Below are 25,006 nucleotides of genomic sequence, written 5' to 3'. Positions count from 1 at the left end.
GCGCCGACGCCGATCCGGGCGCGGCCCCGGCCCCGGGCCCACCCCGGAGCCGGGGCCGGGGCCGGGGCCGGGGCAGGGGTGGGCCCGCTCAGCGCAGCAGCAGGTCGTCCCGGCGGACCACCCGCTCGGCGGTCAGCCACCGCCCGCCCCGCCGCACCAGCACGTCCTCGACGACGCAGCTCGGGTCCCAGGCCACCGCGCCGTCCTTCCCGGTGACGCTGACGATCGCGTAGTACCGGGCCCGCACCGCGCCGCCGTCCGCCGCGCCCTCCTCGCCGTCCGCCGCGCCCTCCTCGCCGTCCGCCACGCCCCCTTCGGCGTCCGGTGCGGCGCCGTCCTCCGCCGGTTCGACCAGCAACTGCGAGAACCAGTGCCGGTGGACGGCGCCGGCCCGCCGCTCGGCGACCCGGCGGACGGCCGCCGCGATCGCCGCCGGTCCGACCAGCACCTCGCCGCTGGACACGTGGGTGAACGAGGCGTCCGCGGTGAACGTCGCCGCGAACCCGTCCGCGTCGAAGCCGTCCAACTGCCAGGCCTGGCGGGCGTAGAGCTCCAGGATCTCGGTGTACCGCAGGGCCGTGTCCGTCCGGCCCCCGGATCCGGTCCGGACCTCGGTCTGCGGGTGCGTGGTGGGTGCCACGGTGGTTCCTCCGTCCCGTGCCGCGTACCGCCGGGCGCGGTCCGCCGTCGCCACCGACCGTCGCAGAGCGTTCTGGAGGCCCGGTCCAACCGTCCTGGACCGGACCTCCAGGGCGGCTGCACCACGCCCTGCGAGGCTGACCGGGCCCCACCGGGGCTGCCCCGCCCGCCCCTCCGCCGCCGCACCGGGAGCGACCATGACCGCCGCGCCGTCCACCCGCCCGACCGGTACCGACCGCCGCGAGCCGCCGACCCCGGCCCCGGTCCTGGCGGAGCTGGCCCCGGGTGTCTACGCGCACGTCCAGCCGGACGGCGGCTGGTGCCTCAACAACGCGGGCATCGTGGTCTCCGAGGGCGAGACCCTGGTGGTCGACACCGCCGCCACCGAGCGCCGGACCAGGCTGCTGCGCGCCTCGATCGCCGAGGTCGCGCCCGGCGAGCCCGGCCTCCTGGTCAACACCCACCACCACAGCGACCACACCTTCGGCAACGTGCTGTTCGACCCGCGCACGGTGGTCGTCGCGCACCGGGAGACCCGGGTGCAGGCGGAGCTCGCCGGCCTCGGCCTCCAGGGCCTCTTCCCGCAGGTCGAGTGGGGTGCGGTGGGCGTCCGGCTGCCCGCCCTCACCTACCGGGACGCACTCACCCTGCACGTCGGCGGGCTCCGGGTGGAGCTGTTCCACCCGGGGCCGGCGCACACCACCAACGACACGGTGGTCTGGCTCCCCGAGCGCCGGGTGCTGTTCGCCGGGGACCTGGTGATGTCGGGGGTCACGCCGTACGTGCTGATGGGCTCGGTGTCCGGCTCGCTGGCCGCGCTGGAGCGGCTGGCGGCGCTCCGGCCCGAGGTGGTGGTGCCGGGCCACGGGCCGGTCGGCGGGCCGGAGTTGATCGAGCGGAACATCGCCTACCTGCGCTGGGTGCAGGGCCTGGCGGCGGAGGCGGCCGATGCGGGGCTGACCGCACTGGCGGCGGCCCGGGACGCCGCGTCCGGCCCGTTCGCCGACCTGCTGGACGCCGAACGGCTGGTCTCCAACCTGCACCGGGCCGCCGCCGAGCGCGAGGGCGCGGCCCCGGGCGCCCCGATCGACGTGCTGGCGTCGTTCCGGGAGATGGTCGAGCACCTCGGCGGCCTGCCCGCCTGCCACGCCTGACCCGGCCGGCCTCCGGGCGCCCTAGGACGTGGGGTGGGCCCCGACGGCGTCGCGGATCTGGGTGCCGAGGCCGCCGTTGACGCGGGCGCAGTTGGCGCAGCAGAAGAACATGCCGGCCACCTCGACGCCGTGGCCGACGATCCGGACCTGGCACTGCTCGCAGCGCGGGGCCAGCTTCTCCATCGCGCACTCGAAGCTGTCGAAGGTGTAGACGTCGCCGGTGACGGTCTTGATCTCGAAGGCGAGCCAGTAGTCGTTGCCGCAGGTGACGCAGGTGGCCATGGTGGCGCACTCCCTTCCGGAGCGGGGCTGACCGGCCGGGCGGGTGCCCGGCCCTCCCAGTCTCGGAGCCCCCTCGGGGCGCGGCCACCCGGCGCACCCGGTCAGGCGGTCGCGGCGGTCGGGTGGTCGCGTCGCGCGAGGCGCGCCCGGCCCGGTCAGGCGGGCCGGGCGGCGAGCTCCTCCAGGGCGCGGACGGCGCGGTCGGCGTCGTCGGCGGCGACGAAGAGGTGGTCGTGGTGGAAGCCGGCCACCACGTTGCAGCTGATCCCGTCCTCGGCCAGCCGGCCGGCCACCGCGGCGGTGAGGCCGACGGCCTCCAGCGCCGAGTGGATCTGCAGGGTGATCCACGCGGCCACGTACTCGTAGCGCAGGCCCAGCGCGTCGGCCTCCTCCTGGGCCACCACCACCGTCACCCCTTCGGGTTCGGCGACCGTGACCACCGGCCGCATGCCGGCGGGCACCTTGGCGGGCAGCGTGCAGTACACGTACCGCCCCGGGTTGAGCTGCGGGCGCATCCCGCGCAGCAGTGTCGCGAGGTCTCGTTCTCCGGCCATGCCCGTCACCGTAGTGGCTCCGCCGCAGGCCGCGGCCGTACCGCCGGGGCATGTCGCCCCGGTGCGTCGTCCCGGCATGCCGTCGGCCGTCGGCGACCGTATCGGAAGCGTTGACGGCCGACAGTCAGCGATATATCGTCGAGTTATCGAGACAGTAACTCGACTGTCCCGAACGATCGTCTGTACGGTCGCGTTCCAGCGGCCGGAAACGGGAGGTGGGTGCCATGCGTCCAGGACGATTCCGTGAAGAGGGCCCCTGGGGCGGACGCCGCCGGGGTCCGGACTTCGCCGGCCTGCCCGGCGAGTGTTTCGAGGGCCGCGAGGCGTTCGGCCCGTTCGGGCCGCCGCCGTTCGTCGGCGGACCGGGCCGGCCGCCCGGGCCCCCGTGGGCCCGCGGCTTCGGCGGGCCCGGCGGCTTCGGGCCGCGCGGCCGGCGCGGCCGGGCGCGGCGCGGGGACGTGCGTGCCTCGCTGCTGGCGTTGCTCAAGGAGCGGCCGATGCACGGCTACGAGATGATCGCCGAGATCGCCGAGCGGTCGGGCGGGGCCTGGCGGCCCAGCCCGGGTTCGGTCTACCCGACCCTCCAGCTGCTGGAGGAGGAGGGCCTGATCACGGCGGAGGAGGTCGGCGGCAAGCGGCTGGTCTCGCTCACCGAGGCGGGCCGCGCCGAGGCCGACGCCGGGCCGGACGAGCCGTGGGCCGAGGCCGGCCAGGACGTCGACTGGGCCGCGGTCCAGGAGGTCGGCCAGGCGCTCGGCGCGGTGGAGCAGGCCGTCCGGCAGGTCATGGCGACCGGCACGGAGGCGCAGCGGGCCAAGGGTCTGGCGGTGCTGACCGAGGCCCGGAAGAAGCTGTACCTGATCCTGGCCGAGGAGGACTGACCGCGACCGGCGTCCGCGGGAGACGACCGCGGACGACCGGCCCCGGCCGGGGGACGGTGGACGGTGCGGCCGCTCGCGGCCCGGAACGCCGGAACGCCGGAACGCCGGAAGGGCGGGACGGGTGGCGGGGCGGCGAGGGCACGAGGCGGCAGGAGGGCTCAGGCCCGAATGGCGAACAGTGCCACGCTGGCGAGCAGCAGCACCGTCCAGCCCAACCAGAGCCAGCCGTTGGAACCGAGCACCGCGCTGTAGGCGCTGATCAGCACCAGCAGTCCGGCGGTGACGCCGGCCACCTGCCGGTTGTGGAGCGCCACCGACTGGGCGCGGGTCCTGGGGTGCCGTGCGGTCCTCGCCATCGCCGTCCTCCCGCCAGGGGGGCGGCCGTCACCCGGAAGCGCGGGCGGTGGCCGCCTCGTCGTACTCGTAGCGCCAGTACCAGCGGGTGCCCCGCTGCTGCTTGGCCCGGACGTACACCAGTGTGCGCGCCGGACCGTCCCCGTGCGAGGGGACCGGCACGGTGTACTTCTTGGGCACGCCGTACATCGGCCCCAGCGGGATGGGGAGGATCCGGCCGTCCAGGGGGCCGCCGACGAATTCGGTGTCCGCACTCTTCACCCCACCAGGGTCTCATCCCGCCGCAGGTGGCGGACGGCGCACGGGGGTCGGGCGGAGGTGCTGTGACGGCCGGGTGCCGGGAGTGTGACCGGAGAGGCACCGCCCCCGGTCAACCGGAGGCCCCGCGCACCCTTATCCTTCCTGTTACGCCCTCGGGGTCCACCCGGGTCAGCGGGCCCGTACGGGCCGGGCGAGGCGCACTTGACCGTGCCCGCCGGGCCGCCGAGCCGCAGCCGTAGTGCTGCCCTGACTCCGTACCGTGACCCCGGCGTCGGCCGTCCGGCAACCCCGGCTCCGGCCGGCAGGGCGCGGGACTGCAGGGCCGAGCACCACCCGGGAAGCAGCGGGGGGCGCCGTGCGTTGCGTCGGAGTGGTACGTCGAACGCTGTGTCACACCAGGCACGGCGACGCGCGGAAGGGGCCCGATGGAATCCGGCAGCAGGTGGACGACCTGGTGGCAGAAGCGTGACCGTGAGCGGGCCCGGGCGGCGGACACGGACAGTCCCGCCGCCAGACTGGACCAGCTGCTCGGCGCCGTCCGCGCCGGCTTCCCGCTCGCCCCCGCCGCGCATCCGGCCGGCTACCGATGTTCCTGTGACCGGGTCGCCTGTCCGGCGCCGGCCCAGCACCCCGTCTCGTTCGCCTGGCAGACGCAGGCCACCACCGACCCGGAGCAGCTCGCCCGCTGGCTCTCCCGGGACCCGCAGGCCAACTTCATCACCGCCACCGGCCGCGCGCACGACGTCCTGGACGTGCCCGCCGAGGCCGGACGGCTCGCCCTGGAGCGGCTCACCGCGCTCGGCGTCGAGGGTCCGGTGGCCGCCGTCGGCGAGGACCGCTACCTCTTCTTCACCGCCACCCGGGGCACCCCGGTGGACGAGGACGAGTGGTGGCCGAGCGCCCTGGACTCCACGCCGGACACCATGTCCGAGCACCCCGGCCTGCGCTGGCACTGCCGCGGCTCGTACACCCTGCTGCCGCCGGCCGCGCTGCCGGACGGCTCCGAGGTGCGGTGGCTGAGCGGTCCCGAGCAGCCGCTGCCGGACCCGCTGCGCGTCCTGGACGTGCTGACCGACGCCTGCACCGAGGTGGGCGCGGTCGCCGAGGAGCAGTGGCTGATCGGTTAGCCGCGCCGGGCCGCCCGCCTGCCCGGCCGCGCCCCGTCGGCGCGGCCCGGGCCGGAACGGGTCCGCGCTACGGCAGGGTGAGGACCTCCGCGCCGTCCGCCGTGACGACCAGGGTGTGCTCGAACTGGGCGGTCCGCTTGCGGTCCTTGGTGACGACGGTCCAGCCGTCCGGCCAGATCTCGTAGTCGTAGGTGCCCAGGGTGAGCATCGGCTCGATGGTGAAGGTCATCCCCGGCTTGATCAGCTCGGTGGCCCGCTCGCTGTCGTAGTGCGGGACGATCAGGCCGGAGTGGAACGACGTGTTGATCCCGTGGCCGGTGAAGTCCCGCACCACGCCGTAGTCGAAGCGCTTGGCGTAGGACTCGATGACCCGGCCGATCACGTTGATCCGGCGGCCGGGCTTGACCGCCTTGATCGCGCGGTCGAGCGACTCCCTGGTCCGCTCGACCAGCAGCCGCGACTCCTCGTCCACGTCGCCGCAGAGGTAGGTGGCGTTGAGGTCGCCGTGCACACCGTGGATGTACGCGGTGGCGTCGATGTTGACGATGTCCCCGTCCTGGAGGACCGTCGAGTCCGGGATGCCGTGGCAGATCACCTCGTTGATCGAGGTGCAGATCGACTTGGGGAAGCCCCGGTAGCCGAGGTCGGACGGGTAGGCCCCGTGGTCGCACATGTACGTGTGGGCGACGGCGTCCAGCGCGTCGGTGGTGACGCCGGGCGCGATCAGCTTGGCGGCCTCGGCCATCGCCTGCGCGGCGATCCGGCCGGCGATCCGCATCTTCTCGATCGTCTCGGCGGTCTGCACCTCGGGCCCGGTGTACGGCGTCGGGGCGGGCTTCCCGACGTACTCGGGGCGCGCGATGTTCGCCGGGACCTTGCGGGTGGGGGACTGGATGCCGGGTACGAGAGCCATGGCCGCGAGTCTATGGCAGCGCCTGTCGCCGGGTGTGCGGATGGAGTCCGGCCGGGGAATGATCGGGACGACGCAGCCGTCGAACGGGAAGTGACCGCCATGCCCTTGGGATTCCACCGCAACCGGCCGACCGGCAAGCCCGGTGAGTGGTTCTACTGCATCAAGCACGGCAAGGTCGAGGAGGGGCCGGAGTGCCCGGCCAAGGACCGCCTCGGCCCGTACGCCACCCGCGAGGAGGCGGCGCACGCGCTGGAGACCGCCGAGCTGCGCAACCGGGAGTGGAAGGACGACCCGCGCTGGTCCGACCGGCCGGAGGGCGAGGGCAAGGAGTAGCCGCCGGCCCCCGCCCGCTACCGCCCGGCGTCCTCGCGCTCCCGCCCGGCCTCCTCGCGGAGGACCTCGGCCCGCGCGGCCTCCTCGCGCAGGGCCGCGGCCTTCTCGTGCTCGGCGCGGACGGCGGCCGCGTTCGGGTCGGTGCGGTCGTCGTAACCGAGCAGGCTGGGCAGGGCCGTGGCGAGGGCGACCACGCCCACCACGCAGGCGACGCCGCCGGCCCAGACCGAGGCACGGACGCCGACCAGGCCGGCCATGCCGCCGGCCCGGACCTGGCCGAGCTGCGGACCGACCGAGTAGCTGAGCAGCTCCACCCCGGCCATCCGGCCGCGCACCTCGTCCGGGATGGACTGGTTCCACATGGTGGAGCGCGCGATGCCGCTGATCTGGTCGGCGCCGCCGGCCAGGGCGAGGCAGAGCAGCACCAGCCAGATCGAGCCGGAGAACCCGGCCAGCGTGATCGCCGTGCCCCAGCCGAGGGCGGCCAGCACCAGCATCCGGCCGTGCCGGTGGATCCGGGACGTCCAGCCGCTGGTGACCGAGACGACGAGGGCGCCGACCGCCGTGGCGCCGTACATCAGGCCGAGCGCCCAGTCCGCGGACAGCTCGGAGGCGAGGAACGGGAAGATCGCCACCGGGAACGCGAACAGCATGGCGACCAGGTCGACGGCGTAGGTGCCCAGCAGGTCCTTGCGGCTCCAGGCGTACTTCACGCCGGTGAGCACCGCCCGGACGGACGGCTTCTCGGCGCCGGTGGGCGGCGGCACGGCCCGGATCCGGGCGAGCAGCAGCAGCGAGGCGCCGAAGGTGAGCACGTCCAGCGCGTACGCGGTCTGCACGCCGGCGAACGCCACGATGACCCCGGCCAGCGCCGGTCCGGCCACCGAACCGACGTTTCGGTAGAGGGAGTTGAGCGCGAAGGCGGCGGTCAGCTGGTCGTGCGGGACGATCCTCGGGGTGAGCGAGTCGAGGGCCGGGCGCTGCAGGCCGTCGGCGGCGGCGACCAGCGCGGCCACCAGGTAGATCGGCCACAGCACCGGCGTCGGCAGCAGTGCGTTGAGCAGCAGCAGGGCGCTGAGCAGGCCGAGTCCGGCCTCGGCGAAGAGCACCAGCCGGCGGCGGTCCAGGGCGTCGGCCAGGGCACCGCCCCAGAGCCCGAAGACGATCAGCGGGACCAGCTCGAAGGCGCCGATCAGGCCGACCGCGACGTAGGAGCCGGTCAGCTCCTTGATCTGCACCGGCAGGGCGACGTACGTCAGGAAGCTGCCCAGGCTGGTCACGCAGCCGGAGAACCAGAGCAGGCGGAACTCCCGGGACGAACGCCAGGGAGTGAGGTCGGGGGCGACCGAGCGCAGCAGGGAGCGCACCCGACCGGTCGGGGGATGGTCGGAGTCGTTCACGAGCGACCATCCTCGGCGGGTGCCGCGCCCGGCCGCAACAGGTTTTCGGCCCGGCCGGGGCCGCACCCCGGGGCCGCACCCCGGGGGGCCGCACCCCGGGGCTTCCGCGCGGGCGTGACGGCGGCGATCCGGATCGCCCGCCGCGGCCGCGACGCTCACCAGCGGCTGATCGCGGGCCCCTCGGTGAGCCGGCCGGCGAGGGCGGCGAGCCGGTCGAGCGTCGAGCGCCGGGCCGGTGCCTGTCCGGCGGCGGCGCTGACCAGGTGCTGGGCGAGGTCGAACGGCTCCTCCTCGGCGGTCCCGACGGCCAGCCGCCCGTGCGCCAGTCCGGCGAGGTCGGCCAGGCCGTCGCCGCCGCCCGGCCCGCCCGGCCCGCCCGGCCCGCCGAACCCGCCCGGCCCACCCGGTTCGCCCGCGGCTCCGGGCCCGCGCGACGCCCCCGGCCCGCCCGCCCGGACGGGCGCGGCGCCGTCCAGCGCCAGCACCGTCGCACCGTTCCGGCGGGCGTCGTGCACCCGCTCCAGCAGCGGAGCGCCGGCCGCCGTCGGGGCGACCACCAGGACGGTGGCCCCGCGCCCGGCCTCGGTCAGCCGGCGCAGGCCGTGCGCCAGGTGCGCCGGCGCCTGGGCCGGCACCCGGTGCCGGAGCAGGGTCGGGGCCAGCCGGGGGACGTCCGACCAGGCGGCCTCGTCCTCCAGGTGGGCGGCCAGGTGCCAGGGCTCGTAGCCCTCGGTCCCGACCAGCAGCAGCCCGTCCGCGCCGCGCCGGGAGACCGCGTGCCGCAACTCGCCGGCGAAGCCGCCGACCGCCTCCAGCCAGCCCGTACCGGCCAGCCGTTCCCGGAGTGCCGAAACTCTCACCGCGTCCATGGCGGACAGGATGTCCGGTGGGCCGCCGGTTTGGCAGGATCGGCCCATGACTTCCCTCGATTCAGCGACAAACCCGGCCCACGAGTTGCCGGACGTCTCGCAGCTGGTGGTCGGTGTCCTCGGCGGCACCGGCGACCAGGGGCGGGGGCTGGCCCTCCGGCTGGCCAAGGCCGGCCAGCAGGTGATCATCGGTTCGCGCGACGCGGCCCGCGCGGAGGCCTCGGCGGCCGACATCGGCCTCGGGGTGCGCGGCGCCGACAACGCCACCACCGCCCGGGAGAGCGACATCGTGATCGTCGCGGTGCCCTGGGACGGGCACGCCGCCACGCTCACCGCGCTCCGCGCGGACCTGGCCGGCAAGATCGTGGTGGACTGCGTCAACCCGCTCGGCTTCGACAAGCAGGGCGCCTACGCGCTCGTCCCGGAGGAGGGCAGCGCCGCCCAGCAGGCCGCCGCCCTGCTGCCGGACTCCCGCGTCACCGCCGCCTTCCACCACCTCTCGGCGGTGCTGCTGCAGGACGAGTCCGTCGAGCGGATCGACACCGACGTGATGGTGCTCGGCGAGGAGCGGGCCGCCACCGACATCGTGCAGGCGCTGGCCGGGCGGATCCCCGGCATGCGCGGCATCTTCGCGGGCCGGCTGCGCAACGCGCACCAGGTGGAGGCGCTGGTCGCCAACCTGATCTCGGTGAACCGCCGGTACAAGGCGCACGCGGGTCTGCGGATCACCGACGTCTGACCGGCGGTGGCCGGCCGCCGGATTCCGCCCCGGATTCCGCCCGGGAGGAGCCCCGGCCGTCGGCCCGGAGGACGCGATCTCACCCCTGGACCCGGTCCGGGGGTGAGGTCGGCGACAATGGGGGCCGTCCGTCCACCGGCGCTAGGAGCCTCCCGCCATGCCCCGCACGTCCCTCTTCGCCTCGATCGTCGTCGTCCTGTCGCTGGCCGCGGCCGTGGTCTCGCTGGTGCAGGGCTGGTGGCCCGGCGTGATCTGGATCCCGATGGCGGGTGTGGCCAGCAACGTGCTCTGGATGAACCTGCGCCGCGAGAGGATCGCCCGGGCCGCCGCCGAGCGGGCCGCGCAGAGCACCGGCGCGTAGCCGCGCCAGGCCGCTCCCGGAGCCCCGGCCCCCGCACGACAGGGCCGCACCACAGGGCCCCCGAACCGCCGGCCCCCGCACCGTGGGGCCTCCGGACCGCGAGGCCTCAGGGCCTCAGGGGCTCAGTCCTTCCAGAACATGAACAGCTCGTGGCCCAGCTGCGGGTAGATCCGGTCGACGCCGAGCAGGTCCATCACGCCGTAGACGGCCTCGAAGAACCAGTGGTTCACCTCGGGCTGCCAGAGCAGCGCGAAGACCGCCAGCATGCCGTACGGCGCGAACGGCTCGATGGCCCGCCGCGTCTTGTGCGACAACCAGGGCTCGATGATCCCGTAGCCGTCCAGGCCCGGCACCGGCAGCAGGTTGAGCAGGGTCGCGCTCAGCTGCAGCATGCCGAGGAAGCCCAGCGCCAGCGCCAGCGGCGAGACGTTCAGCTCGTAGCCGTTCCAGACCGCGTGCACCTTGGGGTCGTCGAGCCAGCCGGCACCCACCGGGACCAGGAGCAGCACGGCCGCCAGCAGGTTGACCAGCGGCCCGGCCGCCGAGATCAGGCTGTGCTTGAGCCGCCCCTTGATCCGGTGCCGCTCGATCCAGACCGCGCCGCCGGGCAGGCCGATGCCGCCGAGCAGCACGAAGACGATCGGCAGCACGAAGCTGAGCAGCACGTTCGCGTACTTGAGTGGGTTGAGGGTCAGGTAGCCCTTGGCGCCGACGGTGAGGTCGCCGCCGTGCAGCGCGGTCCGCGCGTGCGCGTACTCGTGGAGGCAGAGCGAGACCATCCAGCCGGCCACCACGAACAGGAAGACGCCGAACCGGGCGTTGCCGTACCCCTGGGAGACCGCCCAGCCGGAGGTGACGAGGATCGCGAGCAGCACCCAGAACACCGGGCTGATCCGGCGGTCCTCGCTGCGTGAGCGCTGCGTGGCGGCGAAGGTCATGGCGTGGGAGCTCCGGGAGTCTGGGGACGGGGTGCGCGGGTCCGGATTGCGGGCAAGGGTCGATCATGCCGGGCGGGCCCGCCACCGGACAAGCCGTTCCGGGTGAACGTACGGAGCCCCGCGCCGGGTTCCGGTCGGAGGAGCGGGAGAGGAGCGGGGGAGGAACGGGCCCGGACAATTGTGCGTGGGCACGGCCCCGATCGACCAGAATGGGGCGGTGCACTACGGCATCCTCGGCACCACCACCGCCCACCACGACGACGGCACCCCGGTTCCACTCGGCGGTGCACGGCTGCGCGCGCTGCTCGCCGCGCTGGCGCTGCGGCACGGCCGGCCGGTCCCGGCCGACCTGCTGGTGGACGAGGTGTGGGACGCCGAGCCGCCGCAGGACTCCTCGGCCGCGTTGCAGACCCTGGTCGGCCGGCTGCGCCGGACCATCGGCCGTGACCAGGTCGGCTCCGGCCCGGCCGGGTACTGGCTGACCGACCCGGACACCGACCTCGCCGAGTTCCAGCGGCTGGCCGGCGAGGGCCGTGGCGCCCTGGAGCAGGGCGACCACGTCTCGGCCGCCGAACGGCTGCGGGCCGCCCTGGCGCTCTGGCGCGGCCCGGCCCTCGCCGACCTGCCCGACCGCAGCGGCCCGGCCACCAGGCTGGAGGCGCAGCGCGACGAGGCCCGCCGGCACCGGATCACCGCCGACCTCGGCCTCGGCCGGGCCGCCGAGCTGGTCGCCGAGCTCGCCGAACTCGCCGAGCAGCAGCCGCTGGACGAGCCGGTGCAGTGCCTGATGGTCCGGGCGCTGCACGAGAGCGGCCGGACCGCCGAGGCGCTTCGCCACTACGAACGCACCCGGCGCCTGCTGGCGGACGAGCTCGGTGTCGACCCGGGCCGCCAACTGCAGTCCCTCTACGCCGAGTTGCTGGCTCCCGTGGAGCCCGGTCGGCCGGCCGACCGCGGGTCCGCCGCAGCCGCGGCCGCGGCCGCCTCCGGCGCCACCCCGCCGACCGGCCCCGCGCCCGAACCCGCACCGCCCGCCCGCGGCGCCGGCAACCTGCGCGGCCGCCTCACCAGCTTCGTCGGCCGGGAGAGCGACCTCGCCGCCCTGCGCGCGGCGCTGGCGGCCAGCCGGCTGGTCACCCTGACCGGGCCCGGCGGCTCCGGCAAGACCCGCCTCTCGGTCGAGGCCGGCCGGGGCGAGCAGAGCACCGGGCACTGGCCGGACGGCGTCTGGCTGGCCGAGCTCGCCCCGGTGGAGCGCCCGGACTCGGTGCCGGGCGCGGTGGTCTCGGCGCTCGGCCTGCGCGAGACCGTCCTCCACACCACCGGCAGCATGGTCGCCGACGTGATCGAGCCCCGCGGCGACGACCCGGTGCGCCGGCTCGTCGAGTACTGCGGACGCCGCCGGATGCTGCTCGTCCTGGACAACTGCGAGCACCTGATCCAGGCCGCCGCCGACCTCGCCGACACCCTGCTCACCGAGTGCCCCGGCCTGACCGTGCTGGCCACCAGCCGCGAGCCGCTCGGCGTGCCCGGCGAGACCGTCCTGCCGGTCGAGCCGCTGCCCGACCCGGTGGCGCTGCGGCTGCTGGTCGAGCGGGCGGCCGCCGCCCGCCCCGGCTTCGACCCGCAGAGCGAGCCGGAGGCCTGCGCCGAGATCTGCCGGCGCCTGGACGGTCTGCCGCTCGCCATCGAACTGGCCGCCGCCCGGCTGCGGGTGATGACGGCCCGGCAGATCGCCGACCGGCTGGACGGCCGGTTCGCGCTGCTCACCGCGGGGAGCCGCACCCTGCTGCCGCGCCAGCAGACGCTGCGCGCGGTGGTCGACTGGAGCTGGGACCTGCTCGGCAAGCGCGAGCGCGCGGTGCTGCGCCGGCTCGCGGTGTTCGCCGGCGGCTGGACCCTGGAGGACGCCGAGGCGGTCTGCTCGGACGACACCGAGGTGCCGCACGAGGAGTTCGCCGACCTGCTGCTGTCGCTGGTCGACAAGTCGCTGCTGGTCGCCGACCTCGGCGGGGACGGCCCGCCGCGCTACCGGATGCTGGAGACCATCCACGAGTACGCGGTCGAGCGGCTCGCCGAGGCGGGGGAGGCGGAGGCGACCGAGCGCCGCCACGTCGCCCACTTCCGGGAGCTGGTCCGGAACGCCGACCTGAGCATCCACGGCCCGGAGCAGCCGTACTGGCTGACCGTGCTGGAGCGGGAGCACGACAACATCCGGGCCGCGCTGCGCCGGGCCGTCGACCGGCGGGACGAGGGCGAGGCACTGGTCCTCGCCCTGGGCATGAGCTGGTACTGGTCGCTGCGCGGCTTCAGCCTGGAGGCCCGGGGCTGGTACGACGCGGTGCTGGCGCTCGGGCCCGACCCGTTCGCGCCGGAGACCCCGGCGCCGGTGGCGCTGGAGCTGCGGGTGCTGGAGTACCCGCGGCCGATGCCCGAGGCGGTCCTCGCGGAGGCCCGCCGGGCGCTCGTCATCTACCGGTTGGTCAGCCTGTTCGAGGGGAACCTGGACGTGCTGGCCGATCCGGAGGCGATCTCCACCGCCCAGAGGATCATCGAGGTCTACACCCCGGACCTGCCGCAGTCCTACCGCTTCCCGGGGCTGATGCGGGTCTTCGGGGCCTTCCTGGTCGGCGAGCTCGGCCGGATGAAGGAGATGCTGGACGACGCCGTCGAGGGCTGCCGGGTGCACGGCGCGGCCGGCGACCTGGCGTTCATCCTGCAGATCCGGGCCAAGATGATGAACGACTGGCCGGGCGGCGCCGACCAGAGCGTCCGGGACGGCGAGGAGTCGCTGGAGCTGTTCCGCCAGTCCGGCGACCGGTGGGGGATGTCCCAGGCGCTGGCCGCGCGGGGCGAGTCGCTGGCCAACCAGGGCCGCTCGGAGGAGGCGGCCGAGGCGTACCGGCGGGCGATCGAGCTGGCCGAGGAGCTGGGTGCGCCGCAGGAGGTGCCGATGCTCCGGGTGCACCTGGGCTCCGCCCTGCTGGGCAGCGACCTCGTCGAGGGGGAGCACATGATCCGGTCGACGCTGGACGGGATCGTGCCGGGGCAGAACCAGGCGACCAACGGTGCGCTGCTCTTCGGGCGGCTGATGCTCTGCGGCCTCGCCGCCCACCGCGGCGAGTACCCGGAGGCGCTGGCCGAGCTGGACCGGCTGAACTGGACCAGGCTCGGCATGTTCGCCCCGGACGTGATGGGCGGGATGCTGACGGTCAGCCGGGGCTGGATCATCGCCCGCTCCGGGGACCCGGAGCGCGGGCTGGAACTGGTCCGGGAGGGGCGCGGGCTGCTCAGGGCGGTGCAGGACCGTGCGCAGGGCTTCGTCGAGCAGATGTCGGTGATGCTGGTGCCGCCGGTGATCGGGGTGCTGGACTCGTTCGCCCGGCGCGACGGGGACCGCGAACGGGCCCGCCGGGCCGCGGTGCTGCTCGGTGCGCACGCCGGTCTGATCGGACCGAAGGGCGGCCACCTGGACCGGGTGGAGCGGGAGCGGACCGAGCGGAGCCTGCGCGGGCTGCTCGGTGACGAGGCGTTCGAGGCGGCCTTCGCCGACGGCGGCGCGCTGTCGGTGAAGGAGGTCGGCGCGCTGCTCGACCTGGCGAGCGGCGCATGACCGGCCGACCCGGTCGGCTGATCCGACCGACCGGGCCGACCGGCTGATCCGACCGGCCGGCCCGGGGGATCCGTCCCCTACCCCCGGGCCGGCCGGCCCGTCCTGTGGTGCCGGCCCGGGCACTCCCCTCGGATGTCCGGGCCGGCGGCGGGCGGTGGCCGCTCAGGTCCGCTTGCGGAACCGGGCCACCGCGAGCGGTGCGAAGACCGCCGTGATGCCGACCGACCAGGCCAGCACGATGAGCACCGGGTGCGCCACCGCGCCCTCGCCGTTCATCAGGCCCCGGCAGGCGTCGGCCAGTGCCGAGAGCGGGTTCACCTTGGTGAAGGACTGGAGCCAGCCCGGCATGGTCTCGACCGGGGCGAAGATCGAGCTGCCGAACTGCATCGGCATCAGCACCAGCATGGAGACCCCCTGGACGGCCTGGGCGCTGCGCAGCGACATGCCCAGCAGCATCGAGATCCACACGATCGACATGCCGAAGACCAGCGAGAGTCCGACCGCGGCCAGGGTGGGCAGCAGACCGCCGTTCAGGTCGAAGCCGATGCAGAGCGAGAAGACGATCATGATCGTGAAGGAGAGCAGCGCCCGGCAGGTCTCCGCGCCGATCTTGGAGAGCAGTACGGAGGCCCGGCCGATCGGCAGGGTGCGGAACCGGTCCATCACACCGGTCTGGAAGTCGCTGTTCAGCCCGGTGCCGACGGCCATCGCCAGGGTCAGGCCGGTCTGGCCCATCAGACCGGGGATCATGTACTGCTTGTAGGCGTCCTGGTTGCCGGAGACGGCGCCGCCGAAGACGTAGACGAACAGCACGGTGAAGATGATCGGCATCAGCACCGCGTCGAACATCGACTCCGGGTCGGCCTTGATCCGCATCAGGTTGCGGCGGGTCAGCGCGCCGACGTGGCGGAGGTTGGCACGCGGGCCGATCCGGCCGTCCTCGGCCGCCGTCCTCCGGGTGCCCGGCGTCGGGGTGAGCGTGGCGGTGGTCATGCGACGGGCTCCTTGACGAGGCTGGGGGCGGCGGTGTCCGCGAGGCCCGCGGTGTCCGCGGGCTTGCCGGTGATGGTGAGGAAGACCTCGTCGAGGCTGGGCACCTTGGTGTCGATGCCGGCTATGCCGAAGCTGCGGGTGCCGAGCACCCCGACCACGGCGGTCAGCTGGTCGTCCGCGGTGATGGGCACCGAGAGCAGGCCGGTGTCGGCGGAGAAGGTGGCCGTGGCGATGCCGCTCTCGTGCAGGCAGCGGGCCATCTCGGGGAGTTCGGCCGGGTGCGTCGGGCGGACCTGGAGGGTCTGGCCGCCGACCTTGGCCTTGAGCTCGGCCACGCCGCCGCTGGCGATCACCCGGCCGCGGTCGATGACGGTCAGCTCCTGGGCGAGCTGCTCGGCCTCCTCCATGTACTGGGTGGTGAGCAGCACGGTGGCGCCCTCGGTGACCATCCGCTGCACCTCGTCCCAGACCTCGTTGCGGGTGCGCGGGTCCAGGCCGGTGGTGGGCTCGTCCAGGTAGAGCACCCGGGGACGGCCGATCATGGAGGCGGCCAGGTCGAGGCGGCGGCGCATGCCGCCGGAGTAGGTCTTGGCGACGCGCTTGGCGGCCTCGGTGAGCGAGAACCGCTCCAGCAGCTCGGTGGCGCGGGACTTGGCGTCCTTGCGGGAGAGGTCGAGCAGCCGGCCGATCAGGTAGAGGTTCTCGTAGCCGGAGAGCAGCTCGTCGACCGAGGCGTACTGGCCGGTGAGGCCGATGGTGCGGCGCAGCTGCTTGGGCTGGCGCAGGACGTCGTAGCCGCCGACGAAGGCGGTGCCGGCGTCGGGCTTGATCAGGGTCGAGAGGACGCGGACCAGCGTGGTCTTGCCGGCGCCGTTGGGGCCGAGCACGCCGAGCACGGTTCCCTCGCGGACGGTGAGGTCGACACCGTCGAGCGCCTTGGTGGCGCCGAAGTGCTTGACGATGCCGCGGACCTCGACGGCATTCCCCGCGGCGGGCCCCCGGTCGTTCGGGGCGGTGGCGATTCGTGTCATGCCACCAGGTTGTCCGGCCCGGCTGTCAGCCCGCTGTCAGCACCCGGTCGTCCCCCCGTCGCGCCGGCGGCCCGCTGTCGGCCCGCTGTCACGCCGCTGTCGCCGGGCCGGCGGGCCCGCGCGGAGTCGCCGGCCCGGGGCGCCCACGCCGTGGTCCGGCCGGCCGGACCACGGCGGCGGTGCGCGTCAGTGGAAGGTGTGCTCCGGGGCGGGGAAGGTGCCGCCCCGCACGTCCGTCGCGAACTCGCGGGCGGCCTCGCCGAGGACGGCCCGCAGGTCGGCGTACTGCTTGACGAACTTGGGGACCCGGCCCGCCGTCATGCCGGCCATGTCGGTCCAGACCAGTACCTGCGCGTCGGTGTCCGGGCCCGCGCCGATGCCGACGGTCGGGACGGCGAGCTGTTCGGTGACCTGCGCGGCCACCTCGGCGGGCACCGCCTCCAGGACCACCGAGAAGGCGCCGGCCTGCTGCACCGCCTTGGCGTCGCGCAGCAGCTGGTGGGCCGCCTCGTCGCCGCGCCCCTGGACCGGGTAGCCGCCGAGCGCGTGCACGGACTGCGGGGTGAGGCCGATGTGCGCCATCACCGGGATGCCGGCCTCGACCAGCAGCTCGATCGCGCGGGCGCTGCGCTCGCCGCCCTCCAGCTTGACCGCGCCGACCCCGGCCTCCTTCATCAGCCGGACCGCGTTGTGCATGGCCTGCGCGGGGGACTCCTGGTACGAGCCGAACGGCAGGTCGGCGACGATCATGGCCCGCTTGGTGCCGCGGACGACCGCGGCCGCCAGCATGACGATCTGGTCCATGGTCACCGGGACGGTGGTCTCGTAGCCGAGGTGGCAGTTGCCGGCGGAGTCGCCGACCAGCAGGACGGGGGTGCCGGCCTCGTCGAAGACACCTGCGGTGAGGGCGTCGTAGGCGGTCAGCATCGACCACTTCTCGCCGCGCTGCTTGGCGGTGGCGAGGTCGCGGACGGTGACGCGGCGGTTGGTGACCCCACCGTAGAGGGTGGCGGTCGACGCCTGGTTCTGGGCAGGCGAAGGCGAAGAAGCGTTCATCGAACAGGCTCCTGAAGGGTTGTCGTCTCGTGGCGCCGTGCGGCGTCCCCGGATCCCCTCCATGCTTGCACGCCCCGGCGCGGGCGCAAAGAGGCGCGCGTCGCGCACGGTGCGATCCAGGACACACCGGACCGCCGGGGCGGTCGCGGGCGGAGCTTTGCCCGGTCTTTACGAAACGGATTCGTCTCGTATCGAAAAGGACGCTACGCTGACCGAGGGGGGATACGAGACGCTTACGGCTCGGAAATGCCCGCCAGTGCCACGCCGTACCACGGACGGGAAAACCAATGACCACCGCAGCCGCGCCACCCCGCGTGCCGGAAGCCATCCACCGCCGGCGCTGGGCGATCCTGGGCACTCTGGTGCTCGCCCTGCTCGTCGTCGTGCTCGACAACTCGATCCTCAACGTCGCGATGAAGACCATCGCGTCGCCGGCGCCCACCGGGATCGGCGCGAGCCAGAGCGACCTCGAATGGTCGATCAACTCGTACACCCTGGTCTTCGCCGGGCTGCTGTTCACCTCCGGCCTGCTCGGTGACCGCTTCGGCCGGAAGCGGGCCCTGCTGGCCGGCATGGCGATCTTCGGGGTCTCCTCGCTGCTCTCCGCGCTGGCCAGTACGCCGGGCGAACTCATCGGCTACCGCGCGGTGATGGGCATCGGCGGCGCACTGGCCATGCCCGCCACGCTCGCCATCATCATGAACGTCTTCGAGCGCTCCGAGCAGCCCAAGGCGATCGGCATCTGGGCCGGCGCCGTCGGCCTGGCCATAGCCATCGGCCCGATCACCGGCGGCCTGCTGATCGAGCACTTCTGGTGGGGCTCGGTCTTCCTGATCAACGTGCCGATCGTGATCGTCGCGCTCGTCGCGATGGTGGTGCTGGTCCCCGAGTCCAAGGACCCGAACCCGGGCCGGCTCGACCCGGTCGGCGTGCTGCTCTCGATCATCGGTCTGGTGGCGCTGATCTACGGCATCATCAAGGGCGGCGAGCTGGCCGACTTCACCGCCGTCGAGGCCTGGGGGCCGGTCCTGGTCGGTGTGGCGGCACTGGCCGCCTTCGTGGTCTTCGAGAGCCGCACCGCGCACCCCGCACTGGACATCACCTGGTTCCGCGACAAGGTCTTCAGCGCCTCGGTGGTCGTCGTCGGCGTGGTCTTCTTCGCACTGATGGGCGTCTCGTTCTTCGGCGTCTTCTACATCCAGAGCGTGCGCGACTACAGCGCCCTGCAGGCCGGCCTGCTGATGCTGCCGCTGGCCGTCGCCCAGCTGCTGTTCGCCCCGCGGGCCCGGCTCGTCGTCGACCGGTTCGGCATCCGCGCCACCTGCGCCGGCGGCATGGCCCTGATGGCGGTCGGCTTCCTCGGCTACCTGCTGCTGGACGCCACCACCCCGATCTGGGTGCTGATCGTGCTCGGCCTGCTGATGGGCACCGGCATGGCGCACGTCATGCCGCCGGTCACCGTCGCGATCATGGGCTCGCTGCCGCGGGAGAAGGCCGGCGCCGGCTCGGCGGTCAACAACACCTTCCGCCAGGTCGGCGGCTCGCTCGGGGTCGCGGTGCTCGGCGCGGTGCTCTCCACCGTCTACCGCGACGGCATGTCCGACGAGCTGGCGCAGCTGCCCACCGAGGAACTGCGGGCGAAGGCGGGCGAGTCGCTGGAGGCCACCCTGGCCGTCGCCGGTCGGCTCGGCGAGCAGGGGCGGGCGCTGGTCGGCCCGGCCGACGACGCCTTCATCCACGCCATGCACGTGGTGGCCGGGCTCTCCGCCGGGATCATCGCGGTCGGAGCCCTGCTGGCCTGGCTCCTGCTGCCCGGCCGGGTGCCGGCCGGCGGCCCCGGCGCGCCCGGCGGTCCGGCCGTCCGGGGCGGTCCGGGCGCGGCGGCCGCCGACGCCGAGCGGCTCCCCGGCCAGGGCGGTCCGGACCGGAAGGCCGCGGCCGCGGACGCCTGACCGGCCGACGCGGACGCCTGACCTGCGACACCGCTGAGCGACAATGGGGGCCCTGCCCGCTCCGGCCCGTCCGGAGCGGCGGGGCCGCCGTCCGTGCCGGGGCCTGCCCCCGTTCCGGCCGCGGGCGGGAGAATCGGGAGTGGAACGACGTCGTGCGTCCGCGAGGAGCCAGGGAGAAGACCGGGATGAAGACGGACCCGACGGCCGCGCCGACCTTCGCCGGCCCGCGGCGCGGCCGGCCCCGCAGCGAGGCCGCCGAACAGGCCATCTTCGCCGCGGTCGAGGAGCTGATGGCGGCCGGCACCAGCCTGTCCGAGCTGACCATCGAGGGCATCGCCACCGCCGCCGGCGTCGGCAAGGCCACCATCTACCGGCGCTGGCCCAACAAGGAGGCCCTGCTGGTCGACATGCTCCACCGGATGGAGGCGCCCGTCCCCGGGCCGACCGGCGGCTCCGCCCGCGACGACCTGGTCGCGATGGTCGACTACATGCGGATGCGCGGCCTGGCCAAGCGGTCGCGCTGGGTGCTGAAGGTCGCGCTCGGCCAGATGCAGAGCTGGCCCGAACTGCACGCCGCGTACCGCGAACGGGTGATCGGCCCGCGCCGGGAGATGGCCCGGCAGGTGGTCCGGAGGGGCATCGCCGAGGGCATGCTCCGCGCCGACCTCGACGAGGAACTGCTCGGCGACATGCTGCTCGGCCCGATCCTCGCCCGCAGCATCCTCTGGGACGACTCCGACCTGGAGGACCCGGAGCTGGCCGCCCGGATGGTCGACGCCGTGCTGGAGGGGCTCGGCGGACCGGCATACCGGGCCGGCGGCTCCTGAGCCGTCCCGCCCGTCCGGTGCGTCCAGCCCGTCCCGCCCGTCCGGCCTGGCCGGCACCGCCCGGCCGGTGCCGCCCCTCGGACGCCGCCCGCCCGCGCCCGGGGGCGGTCCGCGCGGGCCCGGGGGCGGTCCGCGCGGGCCCCGGCACCCGTGCGCGCCGGTCGACGTGGCCTGCCTCACCAAACCCGGCCACGCCGGAACCCCGGTCCACCGGCCGGACGTCTGTCCCGGCATAGGCTGAGCCGGGAATCCGACCAAACCGGCACCAGTCCGGCACGCCGTCCGCCATCCGGTGACGGCCGGCATCGGACCGGACAGACGGCGCGAACGACGGGAGCCACGGTATGGCGCAGGCGGACAGGACGGATCTCATGGCGGCGGCGGAGGCCGGTGACCAAGGGTCCGCCCGGCGCCCGGCGCCCGGCTTCCTCGCCCTGCGCGGCTGGGGCCGGGACGCCCGCGGCAGCAACACCTGGCGGCGCGGACTGGTGATCGCCGTGCTGGCCCTGCTGACCGCGGCCCTGCTGGCGTTCCACGCCGAGGTGCCGAACAGCGTCGGCAACCTCGGCAGCCTGCTGGAGACCTTCCTGCCCTGGCTCGGCCTGGCCGTGCCGGTGCTGCTCGTCCCCGCCCTGCTGCGCCGCTCCGCCACCGCGCTGATCGCCCTGCTGCTGCCGGTGGCGATCTGGGCCGACCTCTTCGGCGGCCTGCTCACCGACAAGAGCGGCGGCGCCGGCGACTGGACGGTGGTCAGCCACAACGTGGCCGCCGCCAACACCGACCTGCCGGGCACCGTACGGCTGCTGAAGGAGTCCGGCGCGCAGATCGTCGCCCTGCAGGAACTGGACGCCAGGGCCCGGCGCGCGAGCGAGAGCGGACTCGCCGACACCTACCCGTACCACGCGGTGGAGGGCACCGTCGGCCTCTGGTCGAAGTACCCGATCAGCGAGGTCGAGGTGGTCGACATCAAGATGGGCTGGACCAGGGCGTTCCGTGCGAAGGTCACCACCCCGCAGGGCCCGGTCGGGGTGTACGTCGCGCACCTGCCGTCGGTCCGGCTCAGGGCCGAGGGCGGCTTCACCGTCAACCAGCGGGACGCCAGCGCCCAGGCCCTCGGCGACGCCATCCAGGCGGACCCGCTGAAGAAGGTCCTGCTGCTCGGCGACCTCAACGGCACCATGAACGACCGCAGCCTGGCCCCGATCACCTCGCAGATGCGCTCGGCCCAGGGCGCGGCCGGCGACGGCTTCGGCTTCAGCTGGCCGGCGTCCTTCCCGATGGCCCGGATCGACCAGATCATGAGCAAGGGCGGCCTGAAGCCCACCGACTCCCGGACCCTGGACCGGGACGGCAGCGACCACCTGGCGGTGGCCGCCACCTACCGGTACCAGTGACCGGCCGCGGCCGGGGGCCGGCTCGGCGGCCCGCCCCCGGCCGGTCCCGGGTCAGCCGCGCCGCCACCGGTTGGTGATCGGCAGGCGGCGGTCCCGGCCGAAGCCCTTGACCGAGATCTTCGGGCCCGGCGGGTACTGCCGGCGCTTGTACTCGGCCGTGTCGACCAGCCGGACCACCCGGTCCACCACCGCCGGGTCGAAGCCGGCCGCCACGATCGCGTCCCGCCCCTGGTCGCCCTCCACGTAGAGGTCGAGCACGGTGTCCAGCAGGTCGTAGTCGGGCAGCGAGTCGGTGTCCTTCTGGTCCGGCCGGAGCTCGGCGGACGGCGGCTTGGTGATGGTGTTCTCCGGGATCGGAGGCACCTCCCCGCGCCGCGCGGCCTCCTCGTTGCGCCAGCCGGCCAGCCGGAAGATCAGCGACTTGTAGACGTCCTTGATCGGGCCGTACGCGCCCACCGAGTCGCCGTAGAGCGTGGAGTAGCCGACCGCGAGCTCGCTCTTGTTGCCGGGCGCGAGCACGATGTGCCCCTCCTGGTTGGAGATCGCCATCAGCAGCGTGCCGCGCAGCCGGGACTGCAGGTTCTCCTCGGCCAGCCCGGTCAGTTCGGTGGCCGCCAGGTAGGCGTCGAACATCGGGGCGATCGAGACCGTCCGGAAGTTCAGCCCGGTGCGGCGGGCCAGTTCGGCCGCGTCGTCGCGGGAGTGCTGCGAGGAGTAGCGGCTCGGCATCGAGACGCAGTACACGTTCTCCGCGCCGATCGCGTCCACCGCGATGGCCGCCACCAGCGCCGAGTCGATGCCGCCGGACAGGCCGATCAGCACCGAGCGGAAGCCGTTCTTGCGCACGTACGCCTGGGTGCCGGAGACCAGCGCCGACCAGATCTCGGCCTCGTCGCTCAGCCGGGGCGCGACCTCCGCCGGGGGCGCCGCCGCCGCGGGCGCCGCCGCGGGCTCCCCGCCCAGCTCGGTGCGGACCAGGTGCAGGCCGTCGGCGAGCAGCAGCCCGTCGGTGTGGTCGCTGCTGGCGGCCGGCAGGTCGAGGTCCAGCACCAGGAGGTGCTCCTCGAACTGCGGCGAGCGGGCCAGTACGCCGCCGTCCGGGCCGACCACGATCGAGTCGCCGTCGAAGACCAGCTCGTCCTGGCCGCCGACCATGTTCACGTACGCGAGCGCGCACCCCGCCTCGGCGGCCCGGCGCCGCACCAGCTCCAGCCGGACGTCGTCCTTGTTCCGCTCGTACGGCGAGCCGTTGACCACCAGCAGCAGGCCGGCCTCGGCCTCGCGGGCGGCGGTCACCCGGCCGCCGTCCTGCCAGATGTCCTCGCAGATCGCCAGCGCGACGTCCACCCCGTGCAGCCGCAGCACCGGCAGCTGGTCACCGGGGACGAACCAGCGGTACTCGTCGAACACGCCGTAGTTCGGCAGGTGGTGCTTGGCGAACCGGGTGACCACCTCACCCCGGTGCAGCACCGCCGCGCAGTTCTGCGGCGACCCGGCCGGCCGCCCGAAGCGGGGCGAGGCCTGGTCGGACCGCCCGAGGTACCCCACCACCACCGGCACCTCGCCGAGCCCCTCCCCGGCGAGCCGCCCGGCCAGCTCCACCAGCCCGGACCGGGACGCCTCCACGAAGGAACGGCGCAGGGCGAGGTCCTCGACCGGGTACCCGGTGAGGGCCATCTCGGGGAACGCGACCAGTTGGGCACCGGCCTCGACGGCCTGCTTGGTCCAGTGCACCACCTCATCGCTGTTGCGTGCGATGTCACCGACCCACGGGTCGGTCTGGCAGAGGGCGAGACGGAGATTGGGCATGCCCCCGAGTGTAATCGTCGATCTGACGCAATGTCTCGGCCGGGGTTGCCGCTGCCCTCGGAGACGGTGATCCGCCATGATGGGGGCAGTCGCTGTCGGGTGGTTTCCGGGCGTAACACGAACGTAAAGAGCAGAGGTGAGACTGTCCCCATGGGCAAGCAGCAGGAGTTCGTGCTTCGGACGCTCGAAGAGCGTGACATCCGGTTCGTCCGGCTGTGGTTCACCGACGTGCTGGGGTTCCTGAAGTCGGTGGCGGTGGCCCCGGCCGAACTGGAGCAGGCGTTCGAGGAGGGCATCGGCTTCGACGGCTCGGCGATCGAGGGCTTCGCCCGGGTCTACGAGTCGGACATGATCGCCAAGCCGGACCCGACCACCTTCCAGATCCTGCCGTGGCGCTCGGAGACGCCCGGCACGGCCCGGATGTTCTGCGACATCCTGATGCCCGACGGCTCGCCGTCCTACGCCGACCCGCGGTTCGTGCTGAAGCGGACCCTGGAGAAGGCCTCCGCCCAGGGCTTCACCTTCTACACCCACCCCGAGATCGAGTTCTTCCTGCTGAAGAACCTGCCCGGCGACGGCACCCCGCCGATCCCCGCCGACCAGTCCGGCTACTTCGACCACACCCCGCGCGGGGTGGGCCACGACTTCCGCCGCCAGGCGATCACCATGCTGGAGTCGATGGGCATCTCGGTGGAGTTCTCGCACCACGAGGGCGCACCCGGCCAGCAGGAGATCGACCTGCGGTACGCCGACGCGCTCTCCACCGCCGACAACATCATGACCTTCCGCCTGGTGATGAAGGAGGTCGCGCTGGAGCAGGGCGTGCACGCCAGCTTCATGCCGAAGCCCTTCTCCGACCACCCGGGCTCGGGCATGCACACCCACCTCTCGCTGTTCGAGGGCGACCGCAACGCCTTCCACGAGTCAGGTGCGGAGTACCAGCTCTCCAAGGTCGGCCGCTCCTTCATCGCCGGCCTGCTGCGGCACGCCGCCGAGACGGCCGCCGTCACCAACCAGTGGGTGAACTCCTACAAGCGGATCTGGGGCGGCTCGCAGCGCACCGCCGGCGCCGGCGGCGAGGCCCCGTCCTACATCTGCTGGGGCCACAACAACCGCTCCGCGCTGATCCGCGTCCCGATGTACAAGCCGGGCAAGCAGGGCTCCACCCGGGTCGAGGTCCGCTCGCTGGACACCGGCTGCAACCCGTACCTCGCCTACGCGGTCACCCTGGCCGCCGGCCTCAAGGGCATCGAGGAGGGCTACGAGCTCCCGCCCGGCGCCGACGACGACGTCTGGGCGCTCACCGACGCCGAGCGCCGCGCCCTCGGCATCCAGCCGATGCCGCAGAACCTCGGCGAGGCCATCGACCTGATGCAGCGCAGCGAGCTCGTCGCCGAGACCCTGGGCGAGCACGTGTTCGACTTCTTCCTGCGCAACAAGCGCCAGGAGTGGGAGGAGTACCGCTCCGAGGTCACCCCCTTCGAGCTGCGGAAGAACCTCCAGGTGCTGTGAGTCCGGCGCCGAGT

Annotated in this window: 24 protein-coding genes; 11 read left to right on the top strand and 13 right to left on the bottom strand. The window is 74.1% G+C overall.

Going from position 1 to position 25,006, the window contains the following annotated elements; translation table 11 throughout:
• Positions 1-88: 88 nt before the first annotated feature.
• Complete coding sequence (locus AC067J_RS02225) at positions 89-640, bottom strand: nuclear transport factor 2 family protein (protein WP_478296047.1); 552 nt, start codon at positions 638-640, stop codon at positions 89-91.
• Positions 641-836: 196 nt separating this feature from the next.
• Between AC067J_RS02225 and AC067J_RS02220 the strand changes: the two genes are divergently transcribed.
• Positions 837-1,793: an MBL fold metallo-hydrolase gene (locus tag AC067J_RS02220; RefSeq protein ID WP_478296046.1), complete on the top strand. Its 957-nt coding sequence runs from the start codon at positions 837-839 to the stop codon at positions 1,791-1,793.
• Between the two features lie 21 nt (positions 1,794-1,814).
• Here the strand turns inward: AC067J_RS02220 and AC067J_RS02215 are convergent, their stop codons facing one another.
• Together AC067J_RS02215 and AC067J_RS02210 are read right to left on the bottom strand one after the other, a co-directional pair.
• Complete coding sequence (locus AC067J_RS02215) at positions 1,815-2,075, bottom strand: Prokaryotic metallothionein (protein ID WP_327676513.1); 261 nt, start codon at positions 2,073-2,075, stop codon at positions 1,815-1,817.
• Between the two features lie 155 nt (positions 2,076-2,230).
• Positions 2,231-2,629: an ACT domain-containing protein gene (locus tag AC067J_RS02210; protein ID WP_478296045.1), complete on the bottom strand. Its 399-nt coding sequence runs from the start codon at positions 2,627-2,629 to the stop codon at positions 2,231-2,233.
• Between the two features lie 224 nt (positions 2,630-2,853).
• Between AC067J_RS02210 and AC067J_RS02205 the strand changes: the two genes are divergently transcribed.
• Positions 2,854-3,510 (top strand): PadR family transcriptional regulator, encoded by a 657-nt coding sequence (locus AC067J_RS02205; protein ID WP_478296044.1) that lies wholly within the window; start codon positions 2,854-2,856, stop codon positions 3,508-3,510.
• Positions 3,511-3,668: 158 nt separating this feature from the next.
• On the opposite strand, the gene AC067J_RS02200 is transcribed toward AC067J_RS02205, so the two are convergent.
• Positions 3,669-3,866 carry a hypothetical protein gene (locus AC067J_RS02200; RefSeq protein ID WP_478296043.1) on the bottom strand — a complete coding sequence of 66 codons (198 nt, stop codon included), beginning with the start codon at positions 3,864-3,866 and terminating at the stop codon, positions 3,669-3,671.
• Positions 3,867-3,894: 28 nt separating this feature from the next.
• A complete protein-coding gene (locus AC067J_RS02195; RefSeq protein ID WP_478296042.1) occupies positions 3,895-4,125 on the bottom strand; it encodes a hypothetical protein in 231 nt (76 codons plus the stop codon).
• A gap of 425 nt (positions 4,126-4,550) precedes the next feature.
• Here AC067J_RS02195 and AC067J_RS02190 point away from each other — a divergent pair, with 425 nt between their 5' ends.
• Entirely contained in the window at positions 4,551-5,252 is a 702-nt protein-coding gene (locus tag AC067J_RS02190; RefSeq protein WP_478296041.1) for a bifunctional DNA primase/polymerase, read from the top strand.
• A 67-nt stretch (positions 5,253-5,319) separates the two neighbouring features.
• Here AC067J_RS02190 and map read toward each other — a convergent pair whose 3' ends face one another.
• Positions 5,320-6,165 carry a type I methionyl aminopeptidase gene (gene map, locus AC067J_RS02185; RefSeq protein WP_327676507.1) on the bottom strand — a complete coding sequence of 282 codons (846 nt, stop codon included), beginning with the start codon at positions 6,163-6,165 and terminating at the stop codon, positions 5,320-5,322.
• Between the two features lie 99 nt (positions 6,166-6,264).
• Here map and AC067J_RS02180 point away from each other — a divergent pair, with 99 nt between their 5' ends.
• Positions 6,265-6,498, top strand: a complete 234-nt coding sequence (locus tag AC067J_RS02180) for a hypothetical protein (protein ID WP_478296040.1) — start codon at positions 6,265-6,267, stop codon at positions 6,496-6,498.
• 17 nt (positions 6,499-6,515) lie between these two features.
• Here the strand turns inward: AC067J_RS02180 and AC067J_RS02175 are convergent, their stop codons facing one another.
• Both AC067J_RS02175 and AC067J_RS02170 read right to left on the bottom strand, forming a co-directional pair.
• On the bottom strand, positions 6,516-7,898 hold the full coding sequence (locus tag AC067J_RS02175) for an MFS transporter (protein WP_478296039.1): 1,383 nt from the start codon (positions 7,896-7,898) through the stop codon (positions 6,516-6,518).
• Between the two features lie 155 nt (positions 7,899-8,053).
• Positions 8,054-8,767, bottom strand: a complete 714-nt coding sequence (locus tag AC067J_RS02170; protein WP_478296038.1) for a hypothetical protein — start codon at positions 8,765-8,767, stop codon at positions 8,054-8,056.
• 46 nt (positions 8,768-8,813) lie between these two features.
• Here AC067J_RS02170 and npdG point away from each other — a divergent pair, with 46 nt between their 5' ends.
• Positions 8,814-9,506 carry an NADPH-dependent F420 reductase gene (gene npdG / locus AC067J_RS02165; RefSeq protein WP_478296037.1) on the top strand — a complete coding sequence of 231 codons (693 nt, stop codon included), beginning with the start codon at positions 8,814-8,816 and terminating at the stop codon, positions 9,504-9,506.
• Between the two features lie 157 nt (positions 9,507-9,663).
• On the top strand, positions 9,664-9,867 hold the full coding sequence (locus tag AC067J_RS02160) for a hypothetical protein (protein ID WP_478296036.1): 204 nt from the start codon (positions 9,664-9,666) through the stop codon (positions 9,865-9,867).
• A 122-nt stretch (positions 9,868-9,989) separates the two neighbouring features.
• Here AC067J_RS02160 and AC067J_RS02155 read toward each other — a convergent pair whose 3' ends face one another.
• Positions 9,990-10,805 (bottom strand): site-2 protease family protein, encoded by an 816-nt coding sequence (locus AC067J_RS02155; protein WP_478296035.1) that lies wholly within the window; start codon positions 10,803-10,805, stop codon positions 9,990-9,992.
• Positions 10,806-11,022: 217 nt separating this feature from the next.
• Between AC067J_RS02155 and AC067J_RS02150 the strand changes: the two genes are divergently transcribed.
• A complete protein-coding gene (locus tag AC067J_RS02150) occupies positions 11,023-14,418 on the top strand; it encodes an AfsR/SARP family transcriptional regulator (protein WP_478296034.1) in 3,396 nt (1,131 codons plus the stop codon).
• Between the two features lie 162 nt (positions 14,419-14,580).
• On the opposite strand, the gene AC067J_RS02145 is transcribed toward AC067J_RS02150, so the two are convergent.
• The 3 genes from AC067J_RS02145 to panB form a co-directional block, all read right to left on the bottom strand.
• A complete protein-coding gene (locus AC067J_RS02145; protein WP_478296033.1) occupies positions 14,581-15,411 on the bottom strand; it encodes an ABC transporter permease in 831 nt (276 codons plus the stop codon).
• Complete coding sequence (locus tag AC067J_RS02140; protein ID WP_478296032.1) at positions 15,408-16,442, bottom strand: ATP-binding cassette domain-containing protein; 1,035 nt, start codon at positions 16,440-16,442, stop codon at positions 15,408-15,410. The genes AC067J_RS02145 and AC067J_RS02140 overlap by 4 nt, the downstream gene beginning before the upstream one ends.
• A 186-nt stretch (positions 16,443-16,628) precedes the next feature.
• Entirely contained in the window at positions 16,629-17,498 is an 870-nt protein-coding gene (panB, locus tag AC067J_RS02135; protein ID WP_478296031.1) for a 3-methyl-2-oxobutanoate hydroxymethyltransferase, read from the bottom strand.
• Between the two features lie 287 nt (positions 17,499-17,785).
• Here panB and AC067J_RS02130 point away from each other — a divergent pair, with 287 nt between their 5' ends.
• The 3 genes from AC067J_RS02130 to AC067J_RS02120 all read left to right on the top strand — a co-directional run bounded on the left by AC067J_RS02130 (position 17,786) and on the right by AC067J_RS02120 (position 21,671).
• Positions 17,786-19,450: an MFS transporter gene (locus AC067J_RS02130; RefSeq protein ID WP_478296030.1), complete on the top strand. Its 1,665-nt coding sequence runs from the start codon at positions 17,786-17,788 to the stop codon at positions 19,448-19,450.
• 185 nt (positions 19,451-19,635) lie between these two features.
• On the top strand, positions 19,636-20,277 hold the full coding sequence (locus AC067J_RS02125) for a TetR/AcrR family transcriptional regulator (protein WP_478296029.1): 642 nt from the start codon (positions 19,636-19,638) through the stop codon (positions 20,275-20,277).
• A gap of 344 nt (positions 20,278-20,621) precedes the next feature.
• Positions 20,622-21,671 carry an endonuclease/exonuclease/phosphatase family protein gene (locus AC067J_RS02120; protein WP_478296028.1) on the top strand — a complete coding sequence of 350 codons (1,050 nt, stop codon included), beginning with the start codon at positions 20,622-20,624 and terminating at the stop codon, positions 21,669-21,671.
• A gap of 51 nt (positions 21,672-21,722) precedes the next feature.
• Here AC067J_RS02120 and AC067J_RS02115 read toward each other — a convergent pair whose 3' ends face one another.
• Positions 21,723-23,480 carry an NAD+ synthase gene (locus AC067J_RS02115; RefSeq protein ID WP_478296027.1) on the bottom strand — a complete coding sequence of 586 codons (1,758 nt, stop codon included), beginning with the start codon at positions 23,478-23,480 and terminating at the stop codon, positions 21,723-21,725.
• A gap of 150 nt (positions 23,481-23,630) precedes the next feature.
• Between AC067J_RS02115 and AC067J_RS02110 the strand changes: the two genes are divergently transcribed.
• Entirely contained in the window at positions 23,631-24,992 is a 1,362-nt protein-coding gene (locus AC067J_RS02110) for a glutamine synthetase family protein (protein WP_478296026.1), read from the top strand.
• Positions 24,993-25,006 lie beyond the last annotated feature (14 nt).

This window comes from Kitasatospora sp. NPDC042419 (assembly GCF_056437345.1).
Note: the sequence above shows the minus strand (reverse complement) of the source record. Positions and strands in the feature narration are given on the sequence as shown.